The sequence below is a fragment of the Streptomyces sannanensis genome (assembly GCF_039536205.1).
Lineage (GTDB): Bacteria > Actinomycetota > Actinomycetes > Streptomycetales > Streptomycetaceae > Streptomyces > Streptomyces sannanensis.
In genome coordinates this window covers 448,616-470,487 of the sequence record NZ_BAAAYL010000001.1, presented here as the reverse complement: position 1 = coordinate 470,487, position 21,872 = coordinate 448,616, and the positions used below count along the sequence as shown (strand labels likewise).

General features: G+C 69.6%; 20 protein-coding genes. 15 read left to right on the top strand and 5 right to left on the bottom strand.

Annotated features, from left to right (window positions below; translation table 11 throughout):
• Nucleotides 1–31: 31 nt before the first annotated feature.
• Nucleotides 32–1,714: an IS21 family transposase gene (gene istA, locus ABD858_RS02125; protein ID WP_425586134.1), complete on the bottom strand. Its 1,683-nt coding sequence runs from the start codon at nucleotides 1,712–1,714 to the stop codon at nucleotides 32–34.
• Between the two features lie 212 nt (nucleotides 1,715–1,926).
• Here istA and ABD858_RS02120 point away from each other — a divergent pair, with 212 nt between their 5' ends.
• The 8 genes from ABD858_RS02120 to ABD858_RS02085 all read left to right on the top strand — a co-directional run bounded on the left by ABD858_RS02120 (nucleotide 1,927) and on the right by ABD858_RS02085 (nucleotide 9,042).
• Nucleotides 1,927–2,136, top strand: a complete 210-nt coding sequence (locus tag ABD858_RS02120; RefSeq protein ID WP_345034132.1) for a hypothetical protein — start codon at nucleotides 1,927–1,929, stop codon at nucleotides 2,134–2,136.
• A gap of 196 nt (nucleotides 2,137–2,332) precedes the next feature.
• Nucleotides 2,333–2,965: a CBS domain-containing protein gene (locus ABD858_RS02115; protein WP_345034129.1), complete on the top strand. Its 633-nt coding sequence runs from the start codon at nucleotides 2,333–2,335 to the stop codon at nucleotides 2,963–2,965.
• A gap of 357 nt (nucleotides 2,966–3,322) precedes the next feature.
• Entirely contained in the window at nucleotides 3,323–4,240 is a 918-nt protein-coding gene (locus ABD858_RS02110; RefSeq protein ID WP_345034127.1) for a pyridoxamine 5'-phosphate oxidase family protein, read from the top strand.
• Between the two features lie 195 nt (nucleotides 4,241–4,435).
• Nucleotides 4,436–5,323, top strand: coding sequence for a potassium channel family protein (locus ABD858_RS02105; protein WP_345034123.1), 888 nt, complete (start codon nucleotides 4,436–4,438; stop codon nucleotides 5,321–5,323).
• Between the two features lie 209 nt (nucleotides 5,324–5,532).
• On the top strand, nucleotides 5,533–6,327 hold the full coding sequence (locus tag ABD858_RS02100) for a uracil-DNA glycosylase (protein ID WP_345034121.1): 795 nt from the start codon (nucleotides 5,533–5,535) through the stop codon (nucleotides 6,325–6,327).
• 635 nt (nucleotides 6,328–6,962) lie between these two features.
• Complete coding sequence (locus ABD858_RS02095; RefSeq protein WP_345034118.1) at nucleotides 6,963–7,460, top strand: PaaI family thioesterase; 498 nt, start codon at nucleotides 6,963–6,965, stop codon at nucleotides 7,458–7,460.
• A 227-nt stretch (nucleotides 7,461–7,687) separates the two neighbouring features.
• Complete coding sequence (locus tag ABD858_RS02090) at nucleotides 7,688–8,308, top strand: L-threonylcarbamoyladenylate synthase (RefSeq protein WP_345034116.1); 621 nt, start codon at nucleotides 7,688–7,690, stop codon at nucleotides 8,306–8,308.
• Nucleotides 8,309–8,553: 245 nt separating this feature from the next.
• Entirely contained in the window at nucleotides 8,554–9,042 is a 489-nt protein-coding gene (locus ABD858_RS02085; RefSeq protein ID WP_345034113.1) for a GNAT family N-acetyltransferase, read from the top strand.
• A gap of 422 nt (nucleotides 9,043–9,464) precedes the next feature.
• Here the strand turns inward: ABD858_RS02085 and ABD858_RS02080 are convergent, their stop codons facing one another.
• The gene (locus tag ABD858_RS02080; protein WP_425586133.1) at nucleotides 9,465–9,770 is read right to left on the bottom strand and encodes a hypothetical protein; all 306 of its coding nucleotides are present in this window, start codon (nucleotides 9,768–9,770) and stop codon (nucleotides 9,465–9,467) included.
• A gap of 2 nt (nucleotides 9,771–9,772) precedes the next feature.
• The gene (locus ABD858_RS02075) at nucleotides 9,773–11,020 is read right to left on the bottom strand and encodes a metallophosphoesterase (protein ID WP_345034111.1); all 1,248 of its coding nucleotides are present in this window, start codon (nucleotides 11,018–11,020) and stop codon (nucleotides 9,773–9,775) included.
• Between the two features lie 349 nt (nucleotides 11,021–11,369).
• Between ABD858_RS02075 and ABD858_RS02070 the strand changes: the two genes are divergently transcribed.
• Nucleotides 11,370–11,729 carry a hypothetical protein gene (locus ABD858_RS02070; RefSeq protein ID WP_345034109.1) on the top strand — a complete coding sequence of 120 codons (360 nt, stop codon included), beginning with the start codon at nucleotides 11,370–11,372 and terminating at the stop codon, nucleotides 11,727–11,729.
• Between the two features lie 97 nt (nucleotides 11,730–11,826).
• On the opposite strand, the gene ABD858_RS02065 is transcribed toward ABD858_RS02070, so the two are convergent.
• Nucleotides 11,827–12,996: an acyl-CoA dehydrogenase family protein gene (locus ABD858_RS02065; RefSeq protein ID WP_345044209.1), complete on the bottom strand. Its 1,170-nt coding sequence runs from the start codon at nucleotides 12,994–12,996 to the stop codon at nucleotides 11,827–11,829.
• 925 nt (nucleotides 12,997–13,921) lie between these two features.
• Here ABD858_RS02065 and ABD858_RS02060 point away from each other — a divergent pair.
• The 3 genes from ABD858_RS02060 (at nucleotide 13,922) to ABD858_RS02050 (ending at nucleotide 16,638) form a co-directional block, all read left to right on the top strand.
• A complete protein-coding gene (locus ABD858_RS02060) occupies nucleotides 13,922–14,227 on the top strand; it encodes an RNA-dependent RNA polymerase family protein (protein ID WP_345034107.1) in 306 nt (101 codons plus the stop codon).
• A gap of 684 nt (nucleotides 14,228–14,911) precedes the next feature.
• Entirely contained in the window at nucleotides 14,912–16,084 is a 1,173-nt protein-coding gene (locus ABD858_RS02055) for a type III PLP-dependent enzyme (RefSeq protein WP_425586301.1), read from the top strand.
• A complete protein-coding gene (locus ABD858_RS02050; RefSeq protein WP_345034106.1) occupies nucleotides 16,081–16,638 on the top strand; it encodes a GNAT family N-acetyltransferase in 558 nt (185 codons plus the stop codon). The genes ABD858_RS02055 and ABD858_RS02050 overlap by 4 nt, the downstream gene beginning before the upstream one ends.
• Nucleotides 16,639–17,012: 374 nt before the next feature.
• On the opposite strand, the gene ABD858_RS02045 is transcribed toward ABD858_RS02050, so the two are convergent.
• The gene (locus tag ABD858_RS02045; protein WP_345034105.1) at nucleotides 17,013–18,353 is read right to left on the bottom strand and encodes a type I glutamate--ammonia ligase; all 1,341 of its coding nucleotides are present in this window, start codon (nucleotides 18,351–18,353) and stop codon (nucleotides 17,013–17,015) included.
• A 186-nt stretch (nucleotides 18,354–18,539) separates the two neighbouring features.
• Here ABD858_RS02045 and ABD858_RS02040 point away from each other — a divergent pair, with 186 nt between their 5' ends.
• The 3 genes from ABD858_RS02040 to ABD858_RS02030 all read left to right on the top strand — a co-directional run bounded on the left by ABD858_RS02040 (nucleotide 18,540) and on the right by ABD858_RS02030 (nucleotide 21,813).
• Nucleotides 18,540–18,683: a hypothetical protein gene (locus tag ABD858_RS02040; RefSeq protein WP_345034104.1), complete on the top strand. Its 144-nt coding sequence runs from the start codon at nucleotides 18,540–18,542 to the stop codon at nucleotides 18,681–18,683.
• Nucleotides 18,684–18,992: 309 nt separating this feature from the next.
• The gene (locus ABD858_RS02035; RefSeq protein WP_345034103.1) at nucleotides 18,993–19,304 is read left to right on the top strand and encodes a DUF5132 domain-containing protein; all 312 of its coding nucleotides are present in this window, start codon (nucleotides 18,993–18,995) and stop codon (nucleotides 19,302–19,304) included.
• Between the two features lie 211 nt (nucleotides 19,305–19,515).
• On the top strand, nucleotides 19,516–21,813 hold the full coding sequence (locus ABD858_RS02030; protein ID WP_345034100.1) for an ATP-binding cassette domain-containing protein: 2,298 nt from the start codon (nucleotides 19,516–19,518) through the stop codon (nucleotides 21,811–21,813).
• Nucleotides 21,814–21,872 lie beyond the last annotated feature (59 nt).

Sequence of the window (21,872 nt, the reverse complement as noted above, 5' to 3'; positions counted from 1 at the left end):
GCCGCAGGGGCCTCGGCCGTCTTGGTGGGGCTCATGCGCTCGTGCCTTTCTGCTGTTTCCTCGGCGGTGCCGGCGGCGCAAGCAGCCGGTCGTACTTGGACATGTCCGGCAGCTGGGTGCGTGGATCGGGCGGCAGGCGCCGGGCGTGCAGGGAGATCACCTTCGCGCCCTCGTCCGCCGTGCCGCCGGCCTCCGCGTCGCCGTCCTGGTCGTCACAGGCATCGGCCTCGGTGCCGTCGGCCTCGTCGAGGTCGCTGTCCTCGATCGCCTTGCGGGCCTCGATGGCCACCAGGTCGGGATTGACCGAGCCGACCTTGACGACCGTGGCCATCCCTGCGACGACGGCTTCGGCGGGCAGCTGACGGTGCAGTAGCAGCACTTCGATCAGCAGCCGGGTGCCGTCCCTGTCACCGCACTTGGCCTTGGCCGCGGCCCAGAACGCTTCGTGGGTCTTGGTGAAGGTGCCTTCGGCCCTGGCTTGTGCGAGGGCCGAAGCCCCGGCGAACGCGCCGGGGCGCACCAGCAGGATTTCCAGGTAGTGGTCGAGGATGTCGTGGGCGGTGTATCGGCGCGTCAGCCGCGGGTGCCGAGCGACGATCTTGCGGCCGTCGAAGACCAGAAGCTCGTTGGCCCGCAGTTTCACCCGGACCTTGGCGCCGATAAACTTCGCCGGCACCGAGTAGTAGCTCTGACGGACCGTGATGCGACCGTTGCGCTGGACCACCGGTGTCAGGTCGATCCCGCAGTCGTATCCGTCCGCAGGCAGGGGCCGCAGCAGCTCGCGCTCGGCTTCGAAGTCGAACCCGATCGAGGTCGGACGGCCATGGACGTGCCGGGCATCCTCGGCCAGATCGATCGCGGCCAGACGCTCGTTCAGCTCGGCCAGCGTCTCGACCTCGGGCGGCGGGACCAGGTGCTTGCGGCGGAACCGCCCGCCCTCGTGCTCGACCCCGCCCTTCTCGTGGGCGCCTTCCTCACCAGGGGTGCAGTAGAACGCCGAGAACGAGTACCACGACCTGAACGCCGCCCACCGGGCCGTCTCCGTGCGCGAACGGCCAAACAGCACCTGCTTGACCGCTGGCTTGAGATTGTCATAGCGAATGTGGACCGTCGGGCAGCCGCCCAGCGCCTCGAACGCCTCGACGTGCCCTTCCAGGAAAGCCTCCTGCGATGCCGTCGCATAGACGCGGTGCACCGCCTTGCCCGAATACGACATCCGCAGCGTGAACAGCACGCACTTGCGCCGCTGCCCGGCCAGGTCCAGCCAGACGTCCGCAAAGTCGACCTCGGCCTCCTCGCCCGGCTGCTTCGTCTGCGGAACAACACCCTCCAGATGCCGGCGCCCCTCCCTGGCCTCCAAGACCAGCTCCGGACGCCGTCTGGCCATGTAGTCACGCACCGTCGTGTAGGAGGCGAGCTCGAAGTCGTGCTCAGCCGCCAGCCGCTCCATCACCCGGCTGATCGTGTGCTTCTGCTTGCGCGGCGCCGCCAGGTCCTCCCGCAGCATCGCGTCGATGAAGCCCTTCACCGGCTCCAGCACACTCGCCCGGGGCGGCGGCTTCTTCCGCTTCGGCGGCACCGGCTGGGTCAACGCCTTCGCCACCGTGTTCCGCGACACCCTGTACCGCTGGGCCAGCATCCGCCCCGACACCGACGGGTCCACACGCTTGTCCCGGCGGATCCGCTCAAAGATCCACTCACGCGACCTGTACACACGGATCTCCTGACACGACCGTGATCAACAGGCAAAGCGTGAAGGGCCAAACAGCCCATGCCTTTGATTACTCCATCAGCGGCATGTCATCCGCTCAACCCCCAGGTGGCTCCCAAACTCGCCGATGTACCCCCGGCTCCCGAACAACCTGCCCTACCTGCTCTCAAAGACCCCGATAGAAACAACCTGAAGGACCCGATCGAGGAGCGCCCATGAAACAGCTCCGAACCGTCGGTGATGTGATGACGCACGCGGTGATCGCGGTGGGCTGCGAAACGCCGTTCAAGGAGGTCCAGTCCCACCGAGCCGAGCAGCAGTGCGGCGAACCCTCCGCGTCCGCGGGTTCCGAGGACGATCGGGCCGTGCCTGCCGGCCATGAGGTGGAGGCTCTGCGCAGTCCCTCGGGCCGAACTCCTTTGTGATGCGCAGGCCGGGGGTCACCGGGGCTGGGCGCGCGAGGGAGGTAGGGGACGAGCCGAAGCGTCCTGTGCCTGGACCGTGTGTCCCGTTCGGCCCCACGACGGGACCGCTCGGCCCTGTGCGTGGGCAGGCCGTCTGATCCACGTTGGTGCTGAGGAGACGGCTCGACCGGACACACCCGGAAGGGGCTGGCGTGCGATGAGACACCGCAGCGTCGCCGACCTGATGACGCCCACGGCGGTGAGCGTCCAGCGGGGCACCGCGTTCAAGGAGATCGCGCGGCTACTCGACGAGTACGGCATTACGGCCGTACCTGTGATCGATGACGAGGGCCGACCGGTCGGTGTGGTGTCCGAGGCGGATCTGATCCGAGGAAAGATCTCACAGGGCAGTGCGAACACGGCGGAAGGGCTGATGTCCAGCCCGGCCGTCGTCGCGCGGCCCGGATGGAGCGCAGTCAGGGCGGCCCGGTTGATGGAGGAGCACAGGATCAAGCGACTGCCCGTGGTGGACGACTCGGGCCGGCTGATCGGTGTGATCAGCCGCAGTGACATCCTTCAACTGCTCCTGCGGAGGGACCGGGCGATCCAGGAGGAGATCCTCGAGGACGTCCTCACCCGCACACTCGGGCTGTCGCCCTCCGCTCTGATGGTCGACGTCACCGACGGCAGGGTAACGATCAGCGGCAGCGTGGAGCGCAGGAGCCTCCTCCCGATCATCCAGCGGCTGTGCGAGAGCGTCGACGGAGTGGTGGACGTGGCTGTCCGGCTCGCCGTCGAGGCGGACGACACCGCGCCATCGTCCGCCGAGGGCGGCGAACACCCGGTCTGATATCACCGCCACGGGCGTCGGGGGCGAAGCGATGGTTGAGGGCGACTTTCCGCTCGCGGGCCGCCCGCCGAGCCGCCACAGTCGTTGTGGTCCAGGAATCCCAGGGCGACAGCCTTCTTGAGCTTGTAGGCGCGGTCGCCGATGAAGAACACGACACCCGGTGTGGGTCTCGCACAGCTCTGCGCGCGGGAGCGGCGGAGCATCGAGACCGGCGCTGAGACGGAGCGCGGAAGCGTCGGTCCGGTGTGCCGATGTCATCGGCTCCGTGCGGTGGCTCGAGGGATCGCCATCCCGTGCGCCGGCACGCCACGCGTGGCACGTTGGATACAGCAACGTTCTGAGGAAACGGCGGCGATCATGCGAGCTCACCTCGGCGATCGACTTGTTGTCGAAAGCCCGGCCACCGGCGCCACCAGGCGCGACGGCGAGATCGTCGGACTCCACCATGAGGACGGAACACCTCCCTACGACGTGCGCTGGTCCGATACGAACGAGGTGACACTCGTCTTTCCCGGGCCGGATGCGCACATCCATCACGTCGAGCACGGCCCCGGGAGGCTCCACGAGCCTTCCCGGCCGAGCAGGGATGAGGCCGTCACCGCGTCCTCCAGGCCCCCCTCCGGTGGGGCACCCGGCGTCGGCGACATCGGCCGGCGCGTGGCCGCTGAACGCGAGCGACAAGGACTGACCCGGGCAGAAACAGCCCGTCGCGCCGGAATGGCGCCGGACTACCTGGCGTACCTCGAAGAACGGCCGGCCGACCCGAGCCTGGAGAGCCTGATCAGGTTGGCCGCCGCGCTGGGCACCAGCGTCGCGGCCCTGCGCGGGGCCGGCATCGATCAGCCGCCCGGCCAAGGTCAGGCGCTCCTGCACCCCCGACTACGGGACCTCGGCCCCGACGAATGCCGCGACCTGCTTTCCACGCACGGCGTAGGGCGCATCGCGGTATCGACCCCCGATGGCCCGGTGGTCATCCCGGTGAACTACGAGGTCATCGAAGATGCAATTGCCTTCCGGACCGCGCCTGACTCGGTGCTCGCGGCGGCCGCAGGAACACATGTCGCATTCGAGGTCGACCATGTCGACGAGGCCATGAGCCAGGGCTGGAGTGTCCTCGTCGTCGGTCCTGCGAGGGTTGTCACGGAGCCCGACGCCGCGCGGCGGATGACCGACCGCGCCCACACCGAGCCATGGGCGGGGGGCGAACGCGAGACGTGGGTGTCGATCCAGCCCACCGGCATCACGGGTCGCCGCATCGTTCCGGCCGATCAATGAGCGGCCGCGGACTACTGCTCGTCGGCGCGCACACCATGACCACGATCCCGTGACAGCCGCACGCCGACCCCGACACCGCGCCGCACACCGGCTACGGGCTCCGGGAGGAGGGTCGTCTCGAGGAGCAGAAGTGGCGGCCTTCATGGCCTGGGGCCGCGAAGGCCGCTCCGCGAACATGGGCCGTGGGAGACGTGCATGAAGTGGTTGGTCTCGCTGCTGGGGGTCGGGCTGGTCATGGCCGCCCTGCGGGACCTCTTCCATACTCTCTGGCATCCCACCCGGCACGGTGGCCTGAGCCGACTCGTCATGACTGTGCTGTGGAGACTGTCCCAGCAGCTGCGTGCCCGCAGGCGTGTCGTCGGGCTCGTCGGGCTCGTCGGACCGCTCGCCATGGTGACGGTGGTCGGCATGTGGGCGACGATCATCATCCTGGGCTGGGCCATCGTCTACTGGCCCCACATGCCGGAGGATTTCGCCTTTGCAGCGGCCTCGCAACCGTCCCCTCAGTCAGGGTTGCTCGACTCCCTGTACATGTCGCTCACCACGGTCGCCACCCTTGGGCTCGGGGACATCGTGCCCACCGCTGGGTGGCTCCGTGTCGCCGCGCCGCTGGAAGCCCTCGTCGGCTTCGTACTTCTGACGGCCACGGTCTCCTGGGTTCTCGAAATCTATCCGGCGCTGACCCGCAGGAGGGTCCTCGCCCTCCGGCTGGCGCTGCTGCGCCGCTCGGACCCGGCAACGCAACAGCTCGACTGCACTGCGGGAGCCTTGCTGCTGGAGAGCCTGGCCACTGAAGTGGTGCGAGTCCGCATCGACTTCACCCAGTACGCCGAGGCCTACTACTTCCATGACGGGGAGGACCATGCGTCTCTGGCGGCCATGGTGGGCTACGCCACCGACCTCGCCGACCGTGGTCGGGCCGCCCGGCGGCCGGATGTGCGTCTGACGGGCAATGTGCTCGCCGGTGCGCTGGAAGACCTTGCCGCCATTCTGGACCAGCGTTTTCTCCACACCGGAGGAACATCGACGGAAGTCTTCGCCGCGTACGCTGCCGACCACGGGCGTGACTCCACGCGGCCCTGACCACCGCACCCGGGCGGCAGTCTCGCGCCGCATGGTGCGGATCGCCCACCGCTGAACGTACGACCTGCTCGGCGACTGCCGCTTCTCGGCCTCGTCGGCGTCCTGGACCCGCTACTGAGGGCCCGTCCTCGACAATGCGGCGGTGGGCTTCACCGCGGAATGCGCGACGGGACCGGAAGTCCAGGACACAGGTGAGCATGGAGGCGGGCATGCGCGGCGACCACCCGGCGACCGAAACACACGACTTCCCCGCGATCACGGCTCCTCGGATGAGAACGGTCCAGGACTTGGACGCGGCGGTGGCCACCTGTCGGGCCTGCCCGCGGCTGGTGGCCTGGCGGGAGGAGGCCGCGCGCGTCAAGCGCAGGGCATTCAAGGACTGGGAGTACTGGGGCAGGCCGGTGCCCGGCTTCGGCCCGCCGGATGCACCACTTGCGATCATCGGGCTTGCTCCGGCCGCGCACGGCGGCAACCGCACCGGGCGCATCTTCACCGGTGACCCGTCCGGCGATGCACTCTATGCCGCCCTGTACGACATCGGTCTGGCCTCCCAGCCGACCGCCACGCACCGGAACGACGGGTTGGAGCTGTACGGGGTACGGATCACCGTGCCGGTGCACTGTGCACCGCCCGGCAACCGGCCCACCACAACTGAACGCGACACCTGCCGCCCGTGGCTTGCCCACGAGTTGGAGTTGCTGCGCCCGACGCTGAGGGCCACAGTGGTGCTCGGAGCCTTCGCCTGGCAGGCGCTGCTGCCCGTGCTGGCCGGCGCGGGATGGCGACTGCCCCGTCCACGACCGGTCTTCGGGCACGGTGTCGAGGCGCTGGTCGCCGAGGCCGGCGGCGAACGCGAGGTGTACCTGATCGGCGGATACCATCCCAGCCGGCGCAACATGTTCACCCGCACCCTCACCCCTGCCATGCTCCGGGACGTCCTGCGGCGCGGTGCTCTGGTTGCCGGACTGCCGACCCGGTCCGGGCGCGGAAACCCGGGTCCCTGATCGCAGGCGTCGACCAGGACCGAGAGGAAGCCGGTCGAGCGGTGCGTCCGGACCGGCGAGGGCACCGCGGTCGACCGGCACGCCGTCCGGGTCGGCGCGGGGTACGGGAAGGCGACGGGGGAGACGCCGGTGGCCGGCAGCAGCTTGTCGTAACCGATCGTCTCGCCTTCGGAGAAGGCAACCGTCTTCCGGCCACGGTCGATCCTGGTGACGGCACTTCCCAGGCGCAGATCCACCTGGTGGTCGGTGTACCACCGCGCCGGGTGCACGAAGATCTTCTCGCGGTCCTGCTCGCCCATCAGGTAGCCCTGGGACCGCGGCAGCCGAGCGCGTGCCATCCGCCACCGGCGGGGTGGACGTGGTGTCGATGCTCTGCGGGGTCTCTGCGATGGACATGATCGATCCTCTCCTCAGCGGCCACTGTCCCCATAGACCCGGCGAGCCCCCGAAAATCATCGCTGTGCCACCAACCTCCGGCCGTGTCATCCCGGGCTTGGCCCCACTGTGACGTTTTGCACGGTCTGGCCCGCTGACGGGAGCCGACTGAGATCCGGATCACCGAGACACGCCACCGGCCGGGGCCGTATAAGTGGCCCTGACCTTGAGGAAGGTCGCTGTTCACGACGGAGGTTGCTGTGGAAGACACGCCCCTGCAAAACCTGGCCGATCCGGACGGTGTCTGCTACGGATGCGGCAGCGCGCATCCAAGCGGCCTGCGCATCAGCAGCCACTGGGACGCGGACGCGGTCCATCTGGTGTGCACGCACCTGCCGGATCCCGGCTTCACCGGCTGGCCCGGACTCGTGTACGGCGGGCTGATCGCGATGCTCGTCGACTGCCACTCCAACTGGACGGCCATGGCGCACCACTACCGCGCCGAGGGGCGTGAGCCGGGCAGCCTGCCGCGCATCGACTGCGTGACGGGGGAGCTCGGCGTGAAGTACCTGAAGCCGACACCGATGGGCGTGCCGCTCACCCTGAGGGCACGCGTCGAAGGCGAGGTGGCCCGTAAGAGCCGAGTGATCTGCGAGGTGTACGCCGCGGACGTGCTGACCGCTGTCGGCGATTCGGTGTTCGTGCGGGTGGACACCGTGCGTCTGGCGGCCGCAGCGCACGGTACGGCGGCGACGTAGCGGCACACCTTACGCCACCGGGGGCCACCGGCCGGCTGCTCTACGACCCCGCCACCGGGTAATCGGCCGGGAGCACCGGGCTTCAGCCGGCCGTGTCCTTCTGCTCCGCCGGGTGGCGGCGCGCACCCGCCTCAGGGCGCGATCGGAGCTGCCGTGTGCCCACCCAGCCCGGCCGGGCGCGGTTCAGCCGGGCGGTAATCCGGGACCTGATCACATAGGCTCGGCGGATGGCAACGTACTACGACGTGCACCCCCAGAACCCTCAGCAGCGCACCATCAGCACTGTCGCTGCCGGCATCCGTTCCGGCGCGCTCATCGCGTACCCGACGGACTCCTGTTACGCCCTGGGCTGCCAGCTGGGCAACCGTGACGGCCTCAGCCGGATCCGGTCGATCCGGAACCTCGACGATCGCCACCATTTCACCCTGGTGTGCCAGAACTTCGCGCAGCTCGGCCAGTTCGTGCATGTCGACAAGGACGTGTTCCGCGCGATCAAGGCGGCAACACCTGGCAGCTACACCTTCATCCTCCCGGCGACGAAGGAGGTGCCGCGCCAGCTGCTGCACCCCAAGAAGAAAACCGTCGGAGTCCGCATTCCGGACCATATTGTTGCCCAGGCCCTGCTGGCGGACCTCGGTGAGCCGCTGCTCTCCAGCACCCTGCTCCTGCCCGACGAGGACGAGCCGATGACACAGGGGTGGGAGATCAAAGAGCGCCTCGACCACGTGGTTGACGCCGTGGTCGACTCGGGCGACTGTGGCACGGAGCCGACCACGGTCATCGACTTCTCCAGTGGCGAGGCCGAGATCGTACGCCGTGGGGCAGGCGACACCGCGCGGTTCGAGTAGCCGAGCCGGAGCACCGTGGCGCGACGTCTTGGAACGCTACCGGGTTTGTCGGCAGTGCTCCGCCGTTCACGGCGGAGGTGAAGCCGACTTTCTCGCGTAGTGGGGCAGGGACAGGGGAAGCGCCGCCAGGGCGATTGGGCGTCGGTTGCGCTCGCACGAGTGGTTCCCGGGAGCGGTGCAGGAATGCCTGCCCGAGCAGCCGACCCGCCGCAGGAAGGCACTTCCCGGTGCGAAATACTCTCCCGATGAGTTCACGCACTTCCCCGATCAGCCAGCCGATCACGATACGGAGGGCCGTCGCGCGGGATGCCAAACGGCTCACGCGGCTCGTGCGTGGCTCAGGCGCCTACGAGGGTAAGTACGCAGCCGCAGTGGCGGGCTACCGGGTCGGTCCTGATTACATCGAAGCCCATCGCGCCTTTGTGGCCGTCGGCGCCGACGAGCATGGAGGCCGGGTCATCGGGTTCTACTCGCTTGTCCTCGCTCCACCGGAGCTCGACCTGCTGTTCGTCGCCGACGAAGCGCAAGGACGTGGTATTGGACGGCTGCTCGTTGCGCACATGCAGTCCGAGGCCCGTGCCGCCGGGCTCGACCGTGTCAAGGTCGTGTCGCATCTTCCCGCCGAGGACTTCTACCACCGCGTTGGTGCAGTGCGGACCGGGACCGCGCTCGCGAACCCGCCCGCCGTGCCGTGGGACCGTCCCACATTCGAGTTTCGCATTCCTTCGGAATGACGCGGTGTGCCGGTTCGCAGGGCGCCGGCTTCGCTTGCATGGTGGCTGGCATGCAGGAGCCGCTGGACGCCGCGCGCTCCGTGTGTGCCGTCGTCTCTGCCCTGGCGGGGGGATCGCCTGCGCAGCGGCCTCTCCCGGCGACTCCCTCGCCTCCGGCACTCCCAGGGCCATCGAAATCGCGTACACCTCGGCTCGCTCCACACACGATCGAGGTCGGCCGCGTAAATACGTAGTTCACACAACCCTGATCTGCGAGACGATGTGGCCACAGTCCACCGTCAGCGCTGTAGGGGTGGTGCCTTGCCAGTGCAGCCATCAGCGCAAGTGGAAGTAGTCACAGCCCTTGCCCCGTGGAGCTTGGCCGACCGGCGTCGGTGCGGCCCGCGGTGGAGCGGATCGGCGGGAGGCTCCGGACAGGGACATCAGAGCCTGACTGTCGTGGGTGTTGGCCAGGTCCGACTCGGCGTTCGGGTCGTCGTAGGCGTCGACGATGGCGATGGTCTGCCGCAGCCGCTGGCGGAGGCGGCGGAGGTCAGGCCGTAGGCCGACTGCAGGTCGCTGGGGCCGTAGCCGGTGGGGGAGTCCGCGGGGGCGTTCGGCCGGACGGTCTGGGGTGCGATGCCCTTCTTCGCTGCCTGCTCTTCCTGGAAGGCGGTGGTGCCGCTGGTGACGCGCAGGGCGTTGCAGGATGCGTAGCCCTTCTTCGGGGTGCCGGCGCACTGCAGCATCTTCAGGCGGAACCGCCGGCCCGCCCAGCGCTACGGTGTGGGGGCCGCTGCGGGGAGCGGAGTACGAGCAGGGTGATCTCGCTCGGGGCGAAGACGCGGAAGGGCGGGCCCCAGAAGCCGGTGCCGCGGCTGGTGTAGAGGAGGGTGCGGGTGCCGTGGCGGCTGAGGCCGGCGAGGGCGGGCTGGTCGATGCGGACCAGGTGGTGGAAGGGCCAGATCTGGCCGCCGTGGGTGTGGCCGGAGAGCTGGAGGTCGACGCCGCCGGCTGCCGCCCGGTCGACGAACTTGGGCTGGTGGGCCAGGAGCAGGACGGGGTGGTCGGGGTCGGCGCCGTGCAGGGCTCCGGCGAGGTGGGCGCCGTGGCCGGCGAGGCCGGAGGACTCGGCCGTGACGTCATCCACGCCGGCCACCACGAGGGTGTCGCCACCGCGTTCGAGCAGCAGATGGCGGTTGCGCAGCGGCTCCCAGCCCAGCTCGTCCATCAGGTCGACCCAGCCCTGGGCCTCGCTGTAGTACTCGTGGTTGCCGGTGACGTAGACCCGGGCCCGGGTGGCCCGCACAGTACTGAGTGGGACGGCCTGAGCACGGCGGCGTTCGGCCGTGCCGTCCGCGATGTCTCCGGTGTGGCAGACCAAGTCGGCTTCCAGAGCGTTCACCGTCTCGCACACCCGTGCCGACCAGCGGGCGCGATCGAGGGGACCGTAGTGGGTGTCGGTGATGAGGACGACGCGTATACCGTCCAACCCGGGACCCAGCCGTGGGAGTTGCACGTCGAGTCGCCGCACGCGGGGCACGCGGCGGGCCTCGGCGTACCCCCAGGCGAGCAGCACGGCGGTAACGCCGAGGACCGCCCAAGTGACGATTCGGGCCCGGTCCTGACTCTCACCGACGCCGGCCACGGTCAGGGCGAGCCGCAAGAGGACCCCGATCAGAACGGACCAGGTGAACAGAACCCAGCTCGTGCCCAGCAGGGTGTCACCGACGATCGCCGCCCGGTCCTGCTGACGCCGGCCGTGGCCGCGCACCATCGCGAACGGCATACCGACGAGGCCGAGGACGAACAGGGCGGTGCCGACCAGCGTGACGGGCAGCGGCCAGTGCTGGCCGCTGTGCAGGAGCACCCAGCAGGGCACGGCCCACAGAAGGACGGGGGCGATCAGGGGGATGTAGCGCATCAGGCGGTGCAGTCGGCTCTGCCGCGGCGCTTGCGCTTCACCCTCGGCGGGCCGGGTGTTGCTGGTGTCGGTCACGCTTTCCCTCACAAACCAGGCTGCCGTCTCGCGCACTGTATCCGGTCGCCCTCGGGCCGACCGGACCGGCGTCCGTGGGCGCCGCCCCTTGGGACGAAGGGTTCTCTGCGGGAATGGCAAGCGCGGCCGCAGACACCTCCCTTGGCATGAGCCGCGATCAGGACGCTACTGCCCCGGCTGGTACTGCCGCCAGTGGAGCGCGCGCTGGCGCGACGATGGCCTATGGACCACCGGATCCTGGCGAAGGCGGTCGTGTGAGGCATGGTTGCGACTCCCGTAGTCGAGTGGTGGCGACATAGCCGAAGGGCGCCGCTTCCCCACCCCTGAACACCTTGTGTTCTGGGCCAAGTTGCGTCCCCGCACGATTCAGTCCGGAGCGAGAACAGCGCGGGCCCAGCCGGGAAGGGCGAGCCCTGGCTCAAGGGCGCCCTGGGCGAGGCTGCAAACGCCGCTGCCCGCACGGACACCTTGCTCGGCGCGCTACCGCCGCATCGTCAAACGCCGCGGCCATGCCAAAGCCCTGGTCGCCGTCGCCCGCTCGATACTCGTCATCTCCTGGCACCTGATCAACGTCCCAGACGCCTCCAGCCAGGAGCTCGGTGCCGACTGGTACCGTCTCCACCTCGACCCCGCCCGCAAGACCCGCGATCTCGTCCGCCAGCTCCAGGCCCTCGGCCACCAAGTCGCCCTCACACCGGCATCGACCTGACCGACTCGTCTCTCACCGTCATCCGGTCCGCACGCGGACCGGACGCTGCCGCCTGCCCTCCCGGACATCGATTTTCCGATCAGCTTCAGAGTCAAGCTCAGGGGGCCAAAGTGAGGTCACCGTTGTTGGACTTGGCGAGCGACCGCCCGATGACCATGCGCTGAATCTGGTTCGTGCCTTCGAAGATCTGAGTCACCTTGGCCTCACGCATGTACCGCTCGACCGGGAACTCGCGCGTGTAGCCGACCCCGCCGAGCACCTGCACCGCATCGGTGGTGACACGCATCGCGTTGTCGGTCGCGACAAGCTTCGCGACCGACGCCTCACGGCTGAACGGCAGTCCCGCGTCCTTCAACCGGGCGGCATGGAGGGTCGCAGCACGCGCTGAAAACACCGCGGCCTCCATGTCAGCGAGCAGGAACGCGACTCCCTGGTGGTCGATAATGCGTGATCCGAAAGTCTCCCGATCGCGCGCATAGGCGATCGCGTGGTCAAGAGCGCCCTGGGCGAGACCGACCGCGACGGCCGCGATACCGAGACGGCCGGAATCCAGGCTCGCGAGAGCGATACGCAGGCCGTCGCCCTCAGCACCGATACGCCGCTCGACGGGGACACGGACGTCCCGGAGCACCATGGTCGCCGTCGTGGACCCGGTCAGGCCCATCTTCCGTTCAGGCACATCAGCGGTGAGGCCCTCGGTGTCAGCCGGGATCATGAAGCACGAGATACCCGTGCGATCTTCCGAGGTGCGGGCCATGACCTTGTAGTAGTCCGCGTGGCCGCCATGGGTCGTCCAGGCTTTCGCGCCGTTCAGGACGTAGTGATCGCCGTCCAGACGGGCCCGGGTCTGCATCGCGGCCGGGTCCGAGCCGGCGTGCGGCTCCGAGAGGCAGTAGGCACCCAGCAGCTCGCCACCGAGCATCGCGGGCAGCCACTCCTGCTTCTGCTCCTCGGTACCCATCGTCGCCAAGCCGAAGCACGACAGCACGTGCACTGAGACACCTACACCGACCGAAACCCACACGGACGCGATCTCTTCGACAACCTGTAGGTACACCTCGTAGGACAGACTGCTGCCACCGTACGCCTCGGAGTACGGCAAACCGAGCAGGCCGACGCGTCCGAGGAGCCTGAAGACGTCACGAGGGAACGCCTCGTTCGCCTCATCGGCATCCACCCGCGGCGCGAGTTCATCGGCCGCCAGCTTCCGGACCAGCCTGATGAGGCCAAGGGACTCCTCGTTCGGTAACAGACGACGCGCGCTCATGGCACCTTCCAGCTGTCGGGGCGAAACATCATTCAGAGACATCCGCAGGCCAAGGCACCGCAAGGCGCCCTTTACGGGCAGACGTCGAAACGCTTGGGGAGGGCCGGCCGCCGCGTGGGCTTCGGCGGTGGCGCGGGTGGCGTCCCTCAACCCGGACGGGATCATGTTCACGCCGGGCGCGTCGCAGGTGAGCACCAGCAGCTCGGCGGCGTCGATGTGCACGGCGTCCGCTCGGCGTGCGGCAGTGCAGAACGCGCCGATGTCCGCGGCGGCCCGCGCGCAGATCTCCATGAGCTGCCGGGTACCGATATTCTGCCCGGTGGCGCGTTCGATCGCCCAGGCGGCCTGCCGCAGGGACCCGGACGTGGCCTCATGCACCACCGCGCGCTGCAACGGCCGGGAGTTCAAGGCGGCGGGAAGCGACGGCTCGGTGTCCGCGACGTGCAGGTTCGGCGCCGGCGAGCAGGCCGCCTCCCGCTCCCGCAGCAGCCGCAGCACCTCAGCACAGCTCATCCGACCCACCTCTCACGCCAGCTGATCAACCAGCTACCGCAACGAGACGGGCATTACACCGGACACGGGCGACCTCGCTAACCTCACTCGACGAGAAACGCACCCGAGGTGATGCACGTCCCCGGTCGGCCCGAGACCGCCAACCTGGATGCGGTCGCCGCGTAGATCCGTGCGGCGGGACCGGGGCCCTCAACAGGTGGTCCTGGGCCGCCAGCTCGACCTGCTGGATCTTGTAGGGCGCTTACCGATGTGGTCGTACTCCTGGCATAACCAGGCTCGGATCGTGGTTCGCCCTGGTCAGGGTGGGCGAGAGGCGGCGCCGAAGCCGTGAAGGGCCGAGTACCGATGCGGAGGTGCCGGCGGACCGGCTCGTAGTAGGCCGCAAGGCGAGGCGAACAAAGGAGCGCCGGGAGTGGACGGGCAGTCCATCGACGAGTTCGAGAAGGATCTGAAGGCCTGGAACCAGATGTCGTCGGGGATGTGCTTTTCCCCTCCGGTGCGGGCGGTGGAGATTCCCGAGCAGCACGGCGGCGGGATGAGGATGCTCGGCCGGAACCGCTGCCGGACGAAGGGCTGTGTGATCGATCTCGACATGCAGAAGTTCTTCGCCGGCATCCGGTGGTACCTGATCGTCAAGGTCGTGGAGGCTCACGCCGACGCCGTTTGGGTGGTTCTGTGTGTCGAGCGGTGGCTCAAGGCGCGCCGACAGGGTGGATGAGGCCGGGCTGCGGCTGCCTCCCGGCGAGGCCGAGATCGTGTACTGCCAGGACGAGAGGTGGCGCGGCTCATTCGGGCACACGTCCTTCACCTTGCCGGGGTTCCTGCCCTCGACCGGCAGGGACGCCCAGAACAAGATCGGTGAGACGGTTCGCAGTCGGAGGTGCATCGCCAGATCGCCTCTCCTTCGTGGAGCTCGCCCGCCGGATTCACCCCGTTCGTGGCGGGCTGGAAATTGCGGCCGTGGTACTGCCGGTCGCTGATCAGGGTCTGCCCGGGGCGGGTCGCGGCGAGTGGGGTTCGGCGTGGAGCACGCCGAGCGGGGTCTCGCGCTCATTGGATTCGAGTCGGTCGGCGCGAAGGCTGCGGGCAGGCCGTGCAGGGTGCACAGCAGGTGCGGGAGCAGGCCCCAGAAGTGCATAGAGTGCAGCGTGGAGGGAGTCCAGGTCAGGCGTCACAGCCGACCTTTGGGCTCCCTCGCTTCATCTCATGTGTGCCAGCAGGCCCTTGGCATCATTCATCCAGTCGGACCGGGAGTTCAAACGTGAGGCCTCAGACCACCGATGTGCGCCAGATCGCCGAACCACGCCGGACGGCCGACCGTGGCAGAACCGGCCATCACGCCCCGACGGCCTCCGTGTACGCATCCACCGCGCCCCTCCCCGACCAGCACGACCACCCCGCCCTGCGCGCTGCGCTCGCCGCCGCCATCGAGGACGCCATCATCTACGACCTGGACGGCATCGGCCGCCAGTACGCCGCCCTGTGCGCCGAACTGCCAGGCGTCGCCGTCCGGTTCGCGATGAAGGCCTGCCCGGTGGACGAGGTGCTCGGCCACCTCGCCCGGCTCGGCTCCGGCTTCGACGCGGCGAGCCCGCAGGAGATCGCCCAGGCGCTGCGCACCGGGGTGGCCCCCTGGCTGATCCACTACGGCAACACCGTCAAGTCCGACCGCAACATCGCCGAGGCTTACCGGCTGGGCGTGCGCGACTTCGCCACCGACTGCCTGGAGGACGTCGCCGCAATCGCCGAACACGCCCCTGGATCACGGGTCTTCTGCCGGATCGCGACCACCGGCGAGGGAGCGCTGTGGGGCCTGAGCCACAAGTTCGGCTGCTCGCCCGAGGATGCCCTGCGGGTGCTCGGTGCCGCCCGGAGCGCCGGGCTGGTGCCCTCCGGCCTGTCGGTGCACGTCGGCTCCCAGCAGATGACCGCCGAGGCATGGGCCGCGGCGATCGACTCGCTGGCGGCGGTCCTGGAGGCGCTCAGCGGGCGCGGCATCACCCCGGACCGGATCAACCTCGGTGGCGGTCTGCCCGCCCTCGGTGTCCTCGACCGGCGCGGCCGGCCGCTGGAACCGCCGCTGGACAAGATGTTCGTGGTGATCCGCGAGGGCATGGAACGACTGCGTGCCGTCAACGCCGCCCCGCTGGACTTCCTGGTGGAGCCCGGCCGCCACCTGGTCGCCGACCACGGCGCGATCCGCGCCCACGTGGCACGGCTCACTTCCCGACACCGGCTCGACGGCACCCGTGAGGACTGGCTCTACCTGAGCTGCGGCAAGTTCAACGGCCTCTACGAGATGGACCAGTTGCAGTACCGCCTGGAGTTCCCCACCCATTCCGGCGGGCAGTTCGTCGACGCCGTGGTGGCCGGCCCGACCTGCGACAGCGACGACGCGTACGCCCAGGAGGACGGCCTGGTACGGGTCCCGCGCGCGATCGCCTCCGGCGACCCGGTGTGGGTCCACTCCTGCGGCGCGTACGCCGCCGCGTACGCCACCCGGGGGTTCAACGGCTTCGCGCCGCTGCCGTACACCTGCGTCGGCGGCCCGGCTCTGGACGGAGGAGACGCGTGATCGACACCCGGATCCGGCTGCTTCGGGAGGAGGACTGGGACGAGGTGGTCGCGCTGGAGGAACGCGCCTACGCCGCGAGCGGTCTGTCCGAGGGGCGGGAGGCGCTGCGCTCCCGGCAGTGCGCCTCGCCCTCGACCTGCTTCGTGCTGGAGCACGCGGGTGGCTTCGGGGGCTATCTGCTCGCATTGCCGTACCCGCTGTTCCGCTGCCCGGACCTGAGCGTGGCCGAGGAAGGCACGGCGCAGGAGAGCGACCGGGGGAGCAACCTGCACGCCCACGACCTGGTGATCGCCGAGCGGGCGCGCGGCCGCGGCCTGGCCCCCCGGCTGCTGCGACACCTGGAGGAGACCGGCCGGGCGGCCCGCTACCGGTCCCTCTCTCTGGTCGCCGTGCGCGGCTCCGAGGTGCTGTGGTCCCGGCTGGGCTACCGCGCCCGGCCCGAGATCGGGCTGCCCGCGAGCTACGGTGCCGAGGCGGTCTACATGGCGAAGCCGCTGGAACCCGCTGTTACCGATCCGGTTCTCGGGTCCTCCCCCAGAGCCGAAGTGGGCTGATGCAAATGTCCCCCGTACCCGACGAGTTCCGCCGCTCCCAACTGACGAGGGCCGAGGCACTGGTGCACACCTACGATGCCCAGCTCGCGCAGGTGCCCCGCAGCCCATGCCGGCGGACGTGCCGCTCGGCGGTGTCGACGAGTCCCTCTCGACCTGCAACTCCGCGCCGATCGCCCGGCCGCACGAGGCCGCCACCATCCACTGCCACGCTACCGAGGGTCGTTCCATGCGCCTCATGCTCGACGGCAACGGCGCTCGACCCTCCCTCTCACCTCGGACGACGCCATGCCCGCGACCGCTTCAGCCACAGGCACGGGCGAGGAACTGCCCCTCACGCTCTGCGGCCGGATCCTGCTGGAGCTCCGTGAAACCTGTCAGTAGCGCCAGCGGACAGCCTTGATGACATCCGCATCCGTGTGCCCCGCGAACAGCTCAGCCTCTGCCCGCCGGACGGCCAGCACGGCCTCGTACAAATCGGAACCGAGCGCCTGCCGCAGCAGTGCGGACTTCTCGTACGCGTCGATCGCCTCCGGCAGGCTCGCCGGGAGGCGCTCGGCGGCGACGAGGGCGGCTGGGTCGCTCGGAGTCTCGGGCGGGAGGGGCAGGCCGGACTCCAGGCCAGCGAGTCCGGCGGCCAGCACGGCGCCGACCTCCAGGTACGGGTTGGCGGCGGCGTCGAAGCACTTGAGCTCGGCGTTTGCCTGCCCGGCGGCGGAGCCGGTGATCAGGCGCAGCGCTGCCTCGCGGTTCTCCAGGCCCCAGCATCGGTAGGCCCCGGCAAAGCGGGAGGGGACCAGCCGCAGGTAGGAGGCGACGCTGGGCGCGCCGAGGGCGAGCAGGGCGGGCAGCTCGGCCAGTACGCCTGCGAAGAACTGCTCGGCGTCGGGGTGCAGCCCGTGGCGGCCGGGGCCGCCGTGCCCGAGGTTCTGCTCCTGTCGCCATAGGCTGAGGTGCAGGTGGCCGCCGTTGCCGACCGAGCCCTCGGTGAAGACGGGCGCGTACGAGACCCGCAGGCCGTGACGGGCGGAGACGGCCCGGATGGTGTGGCGCACCAGCATCGTGGTGTCGGCCGCCTCGACCGGCCCCTCGGCGGCGACCGAGACCTCGAACTGCCCGGCGGCGTACTCGGGGTGGAGCTGGAGCACGGTCAACCCCTGGGCGGTGAGGGCGCGCAGCACCTCCCGCAGATAGTCGGAGTGCTCGACGAAGCGGGTCATCCCGTACGCGGGCCCGAGCGTCGCGGGGGCCCCGGTGGCGTCGGCCACCACCCACTCGACCTCGATCCCGGCTTGCACCGAAAGCCCGCGCCGCTCGATGGCCTCGGTGACCTGGCGGGCGAATCGGCGCTGACAGCCGGGGTGCGGGGTGCCGTCCTGGGTATAGCGGTCGGCCGGGGCCCAGGCCCAGCCGGGCTGGGCGGCGAGCGGGGTGAGCCGGTCGAGGTCGGGGACGAGCCGCAGGTCGCCCACCGGGCCGGTACTCGAAGGCGCAGCGGTGAAGGAGTCGTCCACCAGGGAGACGTCGAAGCAGGGCACGGCGCCGACGCCGTACTCGGCGGCGTGTTCGAGCTGGGCGAGCGGGACGGACTTCACGCGGGTGAGGCCGGCGTTGTCGACCCAACCGAACACCACCCCGTCGATTCCGTCGGCGGCGAGCTGGGTTTCGGCTGCCCGGGCCTGGGCGGCCCGCTCAGCCCGGGGGTGCGTGGTGGCCATGCCGACCATGCTGGCGTTCGCAGCAGCCGGTGCGCCAGTGGCTGGCTGGGAGTTCACTCGTCCGTGAACGGTCGGAGCTGGATCTTGCGTAACTCGCTGCGGAGGCGCCGGGTTCGCGCAGCACGCCCGCAGAAGCACCCCCGGCGCGCGCCACAGCATTGACCACGCCTCCGGCACGCACCGACGGTGCCGACGGTGCGCTGGGTCGGTGACCTCGACGTGCGGGTCTTCCACGAGGCGGTGCTGGGAGGAGACGCGCTGTCGTTTCCCGTCCTGCGCCGGAGGGCGGCGCGCGAAATCGGCAGTCACCATGAAGCCGATCACTGGTAATAGGTAAATTAGAAAAGCGCTTCGCTGGGTGGGTACGCCTACTGTAATCCGTAGCAGTCCGAATATGGATAGCACTCGCATGGGTGAAACCCGCCGAGACCGTTTGGCCTCGACGGTCATGACTGGGCTACGGTGATCGATGAGCGGACGGTTTACCCCATCGACAAGGAATTCAACCGGCGGAGAGTTCGGCACGGGATATCGAGAATTCCGGAAATGGGTGCTTCCGCCTTCCCCGCTGTGCGTGCTCCGGCGTTCGCAGTGCCCTGGGTCTCCTGTCATACATCTGCGTAGAGAAGTTGGAGCATCATGCCGCCCGTCGTTCCGCCGTTTCTGATCGGTCTCATCGTCGCGCCACTGGCCAAGCGTCTCCTCAAGCCGCTGGTGCGCGGTGTCGTCACGACGTCCGTCGGTCTTGTCATGGAGGTGAAGAAGGCGGCCCATGAGGCCGGAGAGAACATCCATGACCTCGCGGTCGAGGTGGCTGCCGACATGGTGGCGGCGCAGATCGCCTCCGGTGACGGCCACCAGCCCACCGAGGGTGTAGCCACGAACGGCGAGAAGGACGAGGTCAGGACTCCGAAGATCCGTGCGACCGCTGGCGCCGGGAAGGCGCAGTGACGCCCTGATGCGCGGCCCGGCCCGCCGTCTGGGCGGGTCTTCCGGCCGACCTCGGAAGACGGGGCCTCGCGGCGGTCGGCCGTGGGCCTTTCGGCCGCGCTTCTGCCCCCTTTCGGAATTTCCACTCCGTCGCAGTAATCCGCCGTGCGCCGAATTTCGCCGCGCCCGTTGACGGATTACCCGTGACCTCCGCAAACAGGTGATCGTACGCATGTCATCGCTACTGGATGCCGCAGCCGGATTCCGCTCCGTGGAATGGGACGCGCGTCCGCGCTCGGTCACTCCGGGCCGCCAGCGCTGGGACGTCAAGCTGGTGCTTGGACGGCCACGGACGGCTGAGGTTTTCGCCGCCGCGCTGCGCCGCATTCCCGGGATCACCGAGGCCCGGGCCAACCCGGTCACCGGCGGGGTACTCGTCCGGCACGATGCACGGCTGCGCGCCACGGACGTCGGCCGGATCGTCCGCAGAGCCGTCACCCTGGTCGCGGAGGATCCGACCGGAGCGGGACGCCCGGCATCGGCCCGACCCGTCGCCGCACCGGCCCCGCGGGCGGATCGCGGCCTGGTCGTGCGACCGGTGCTCGCCGTCGGCGGCGGGGTCGCGGCCGGGATCGCGCTGATCAAGGGGTCGGCGCTGAGCAGGCAACTGGTGGCAGTGGGCGGGGTGGCCGCGGCGACCGCGGCCGTTCTCCGGAAGGCCTGGCGCGGAACGGTCGACGCATCCCAGGAAGCGGCCGGGCCCGGCGTCGAACGCCACCCCCTGGTGGAGATCGTCGGACCGCACCGACGCCGTCTCTGCGGGGCCGTTGCCCTGTCCATCGCTTGCCAGGCCTCGGAGATGGCGCTCGGTACCTTGCTCGGCTGGACCGGACTGGTCCTCATCAAGGGGCAGGCAGCTCCGCTGGTCCGCCTCGGCCTGACCACCGCGTCCGCCCAACTCTTCGGGCTGGCGGGGCTGATGACCGCCGCCTGTGCCGCCGTGGCGGGCCTGTCGTACGCCTCGAACCTCCAGTGGCGCCGGCTCGGCCAGGACATCGAGCACGACTGGCGCAACCGGACGTACGCCCATGTGCAGCACCTCGAACTACGGCACCTGGAAGGCGAGCGGACCACCCGGATCGCCGGCGCGCTCACCGACGACGTCCGTCAGATGGGCACCTTCTTCGCCACCTCGGCCAACGACCTGCTGCAACTCGGCACCAGTCTGGCCCTCCTGGTGCCGCTGTTCCTGTTGCTGGCACCACAGATCGCCTGGATCGCGTTCCTGCCCATCCCGGTCATCGCCTGGCTGTCGTTCCACTACCAGGACAAAGTCGCGGCCGATTACGCCGTCTCCGGCGAGTACCGGGCCAGGCTGCACAGCCAGTTGGTGAACACGCTGGAGGCCGGTGCCACCGTCAAGAGCTTCTGCACCGAGGATTACGAGGCCGAGCGCATCGACCGGCTGAGCGGGGAGGTCCAGGACAGCAGCCGGCGGACCGACCGGAGCACGATCCGCCACGCCGAGATCGTCCGGGTCTGCACGACCGGCTCGATGGCCGGAACCCTGCTGATCGGCGGCCGGGCGGTGCTCGACGGCAGCCTGCCGTTCGAGGTGTTCAGCCCGCTGATCGGGCTGCCCCAGATGGTAATGCTGCGGATGAACCGGCTCGGCGGCATCGTCGACCAGTACCAGCGCACGATCACCGCCTACGACCGGGTCCAGCGCCTGCGCGCCCTCCCCGTCGAGACCGATGGCACCGGCGGACCGCTCGACGCCGAGAAGGCGCGCGGGGAGATCGTCCTCGACAACGTGACCTTCGCCTACCCCGATCGGCCACCGGCGCTGGAGGACCTCTCGCTGACCATCCCCGCCGGGCAGATCACCGCCCTCGTCGGCGCCACCGGCTCAGGCAAGACCACGATCGCCAAGCTGCTGATGCGATTCCAGAACGCGGACATCGGCAGCGTGCTGCTCGACGGGCGGGACGTGCGCGAGCTGTCGCGGCACGACCTGCGCCACGCGATCGGGTTCGTCGCCCAGGACCCCTTCCTCTTCGACGGCACCGTCGCCGACAACATCCGTTACGGCAGCTTCGGAGCCTCGGGCGAGGCAGTGGTCGAGGCGGCCATGAAAGCCGAGGCACACACCTTCGTCGCGACGCTGCCGGACGGCTACGACACGGTGATCGGCGAACGTGGTGCCGCGCTCTCCGGCGGCCAGCGACAGCGGATCGCGCTGGCACGCGCGATCCTCAAGGACGCGCCGGTCGTGATCCTCGACGAAGCCACTTCCGCCGTGGACAACGAGACCGAGGCCGCCATCCAGCGCGCGCTCCGCGTCTTCGCGGCCGACCGGACGATGCTGATCATCGCCCACCGGCTCTCCACGGTCCGCCACGCCGACCGGATCTACGTCATGGACAAGGGCGGCGTCGTCGCCGAGCAGGGCACCCACGACGAACTCCTCGCCCAGCACGGACTCTACGCATCCCTGTGGCAACTTCAGGCCGGCGAACCCGCCGCCTGACCGCAGCAGCCGCCCCCCGGCCGGCCGGCCGTGTGACGACACCACGGTCGGCGCGGTCC

Excerpts from the sequence above, each read along its gene's own strand:
- ABD858_RS02120 (WP_345034132.1), top strand. The coding sequence starts at position 1,927 with ATGAAACAGCTCCGAACCGTCGGTGATGTGATGACGCACGCGGTGATC.
- ABD858_RS02115 (WP_345034129.1), top strand. The coding sequence starts at position 2,333 with ATGAGACACCGCAGCGTCGCCGACCTGATGACGCCCACGGCGGTGAGC.
- ABD858_RS02110 (WP_345034127.1), top strand. The coding sequence starts at position 3,323 with ATGCGAGCTCACCTCGGCGATCGACTTGTTGTCGAAAGCCCGGCCACC.
- ABD858_RS02105 (WP_345034123.1), top strand. The coding sequence starts at position 4,436 with ATGAAGTGGTTGGTCTCGCTGCTGGGGGTCGGGCTGGTCATGGCCGCC.
- ABD858_RS02100 (WP_345034121.1), top strand. The coding sequence starts at position 5,533 with ATGCGCGGCGACCACCCGGCGACCGAAACACACGACTTCCCCGCGATC.
- ABD858_RS02090 (WP_345034116.1), top strand. The coding sequence starts at position 7,688 with ATGGCAACGTACTACGACGTGCACCCCCAGAACCCTCAGCAGCGCACC.
- ABD858_RS02085 (WP_345034113.1), top strand. The coding sequence starts at position 8,554 with ATGAGTTCACGCACTTCCCCGATCAGCCAGCCGATCACGATACGGAGG.
- ABD858_RS02080 (WP_425586133.1), bottom strand. The coding sequence starts at position 9,770 with ATGCTGCAGTGCGCCGGCACCCCGAAGAAGGGCTACGCATCCTGCAAC.
- ABD858_RS02065 (WP_345044209.1), bottom strand. The coding sequence starts at position 12,996 with ATGAGCGCGCGTCGTCTGTTACCGAACGAGGAGTCCCTTGGCCTCATC.
- ABD858_RS02045 (WP_345034105.1), bottom strand. The coding sequence starts at position 18,353 with ATGGCCACCACGCACCCCCGGGCTGAGCGGGCCGCCCAGGCCCGGGCA.
- ABD858_RS02035 (WP_345034103.1), top strand. The coding sequence starts at position 18,993 with ATGCCGCCCGTCGTTCCGCCGTTTCTGATCGGTCTCATCGTCGCGCCA.
- ABD858_RS02030 (WP_345034100.1), top strand. The coding sequence starts at position 19,516 with ATGTCATCGCTACTGGATGCCGCAGCCGGATTCCGCTCCGTGGAATGG.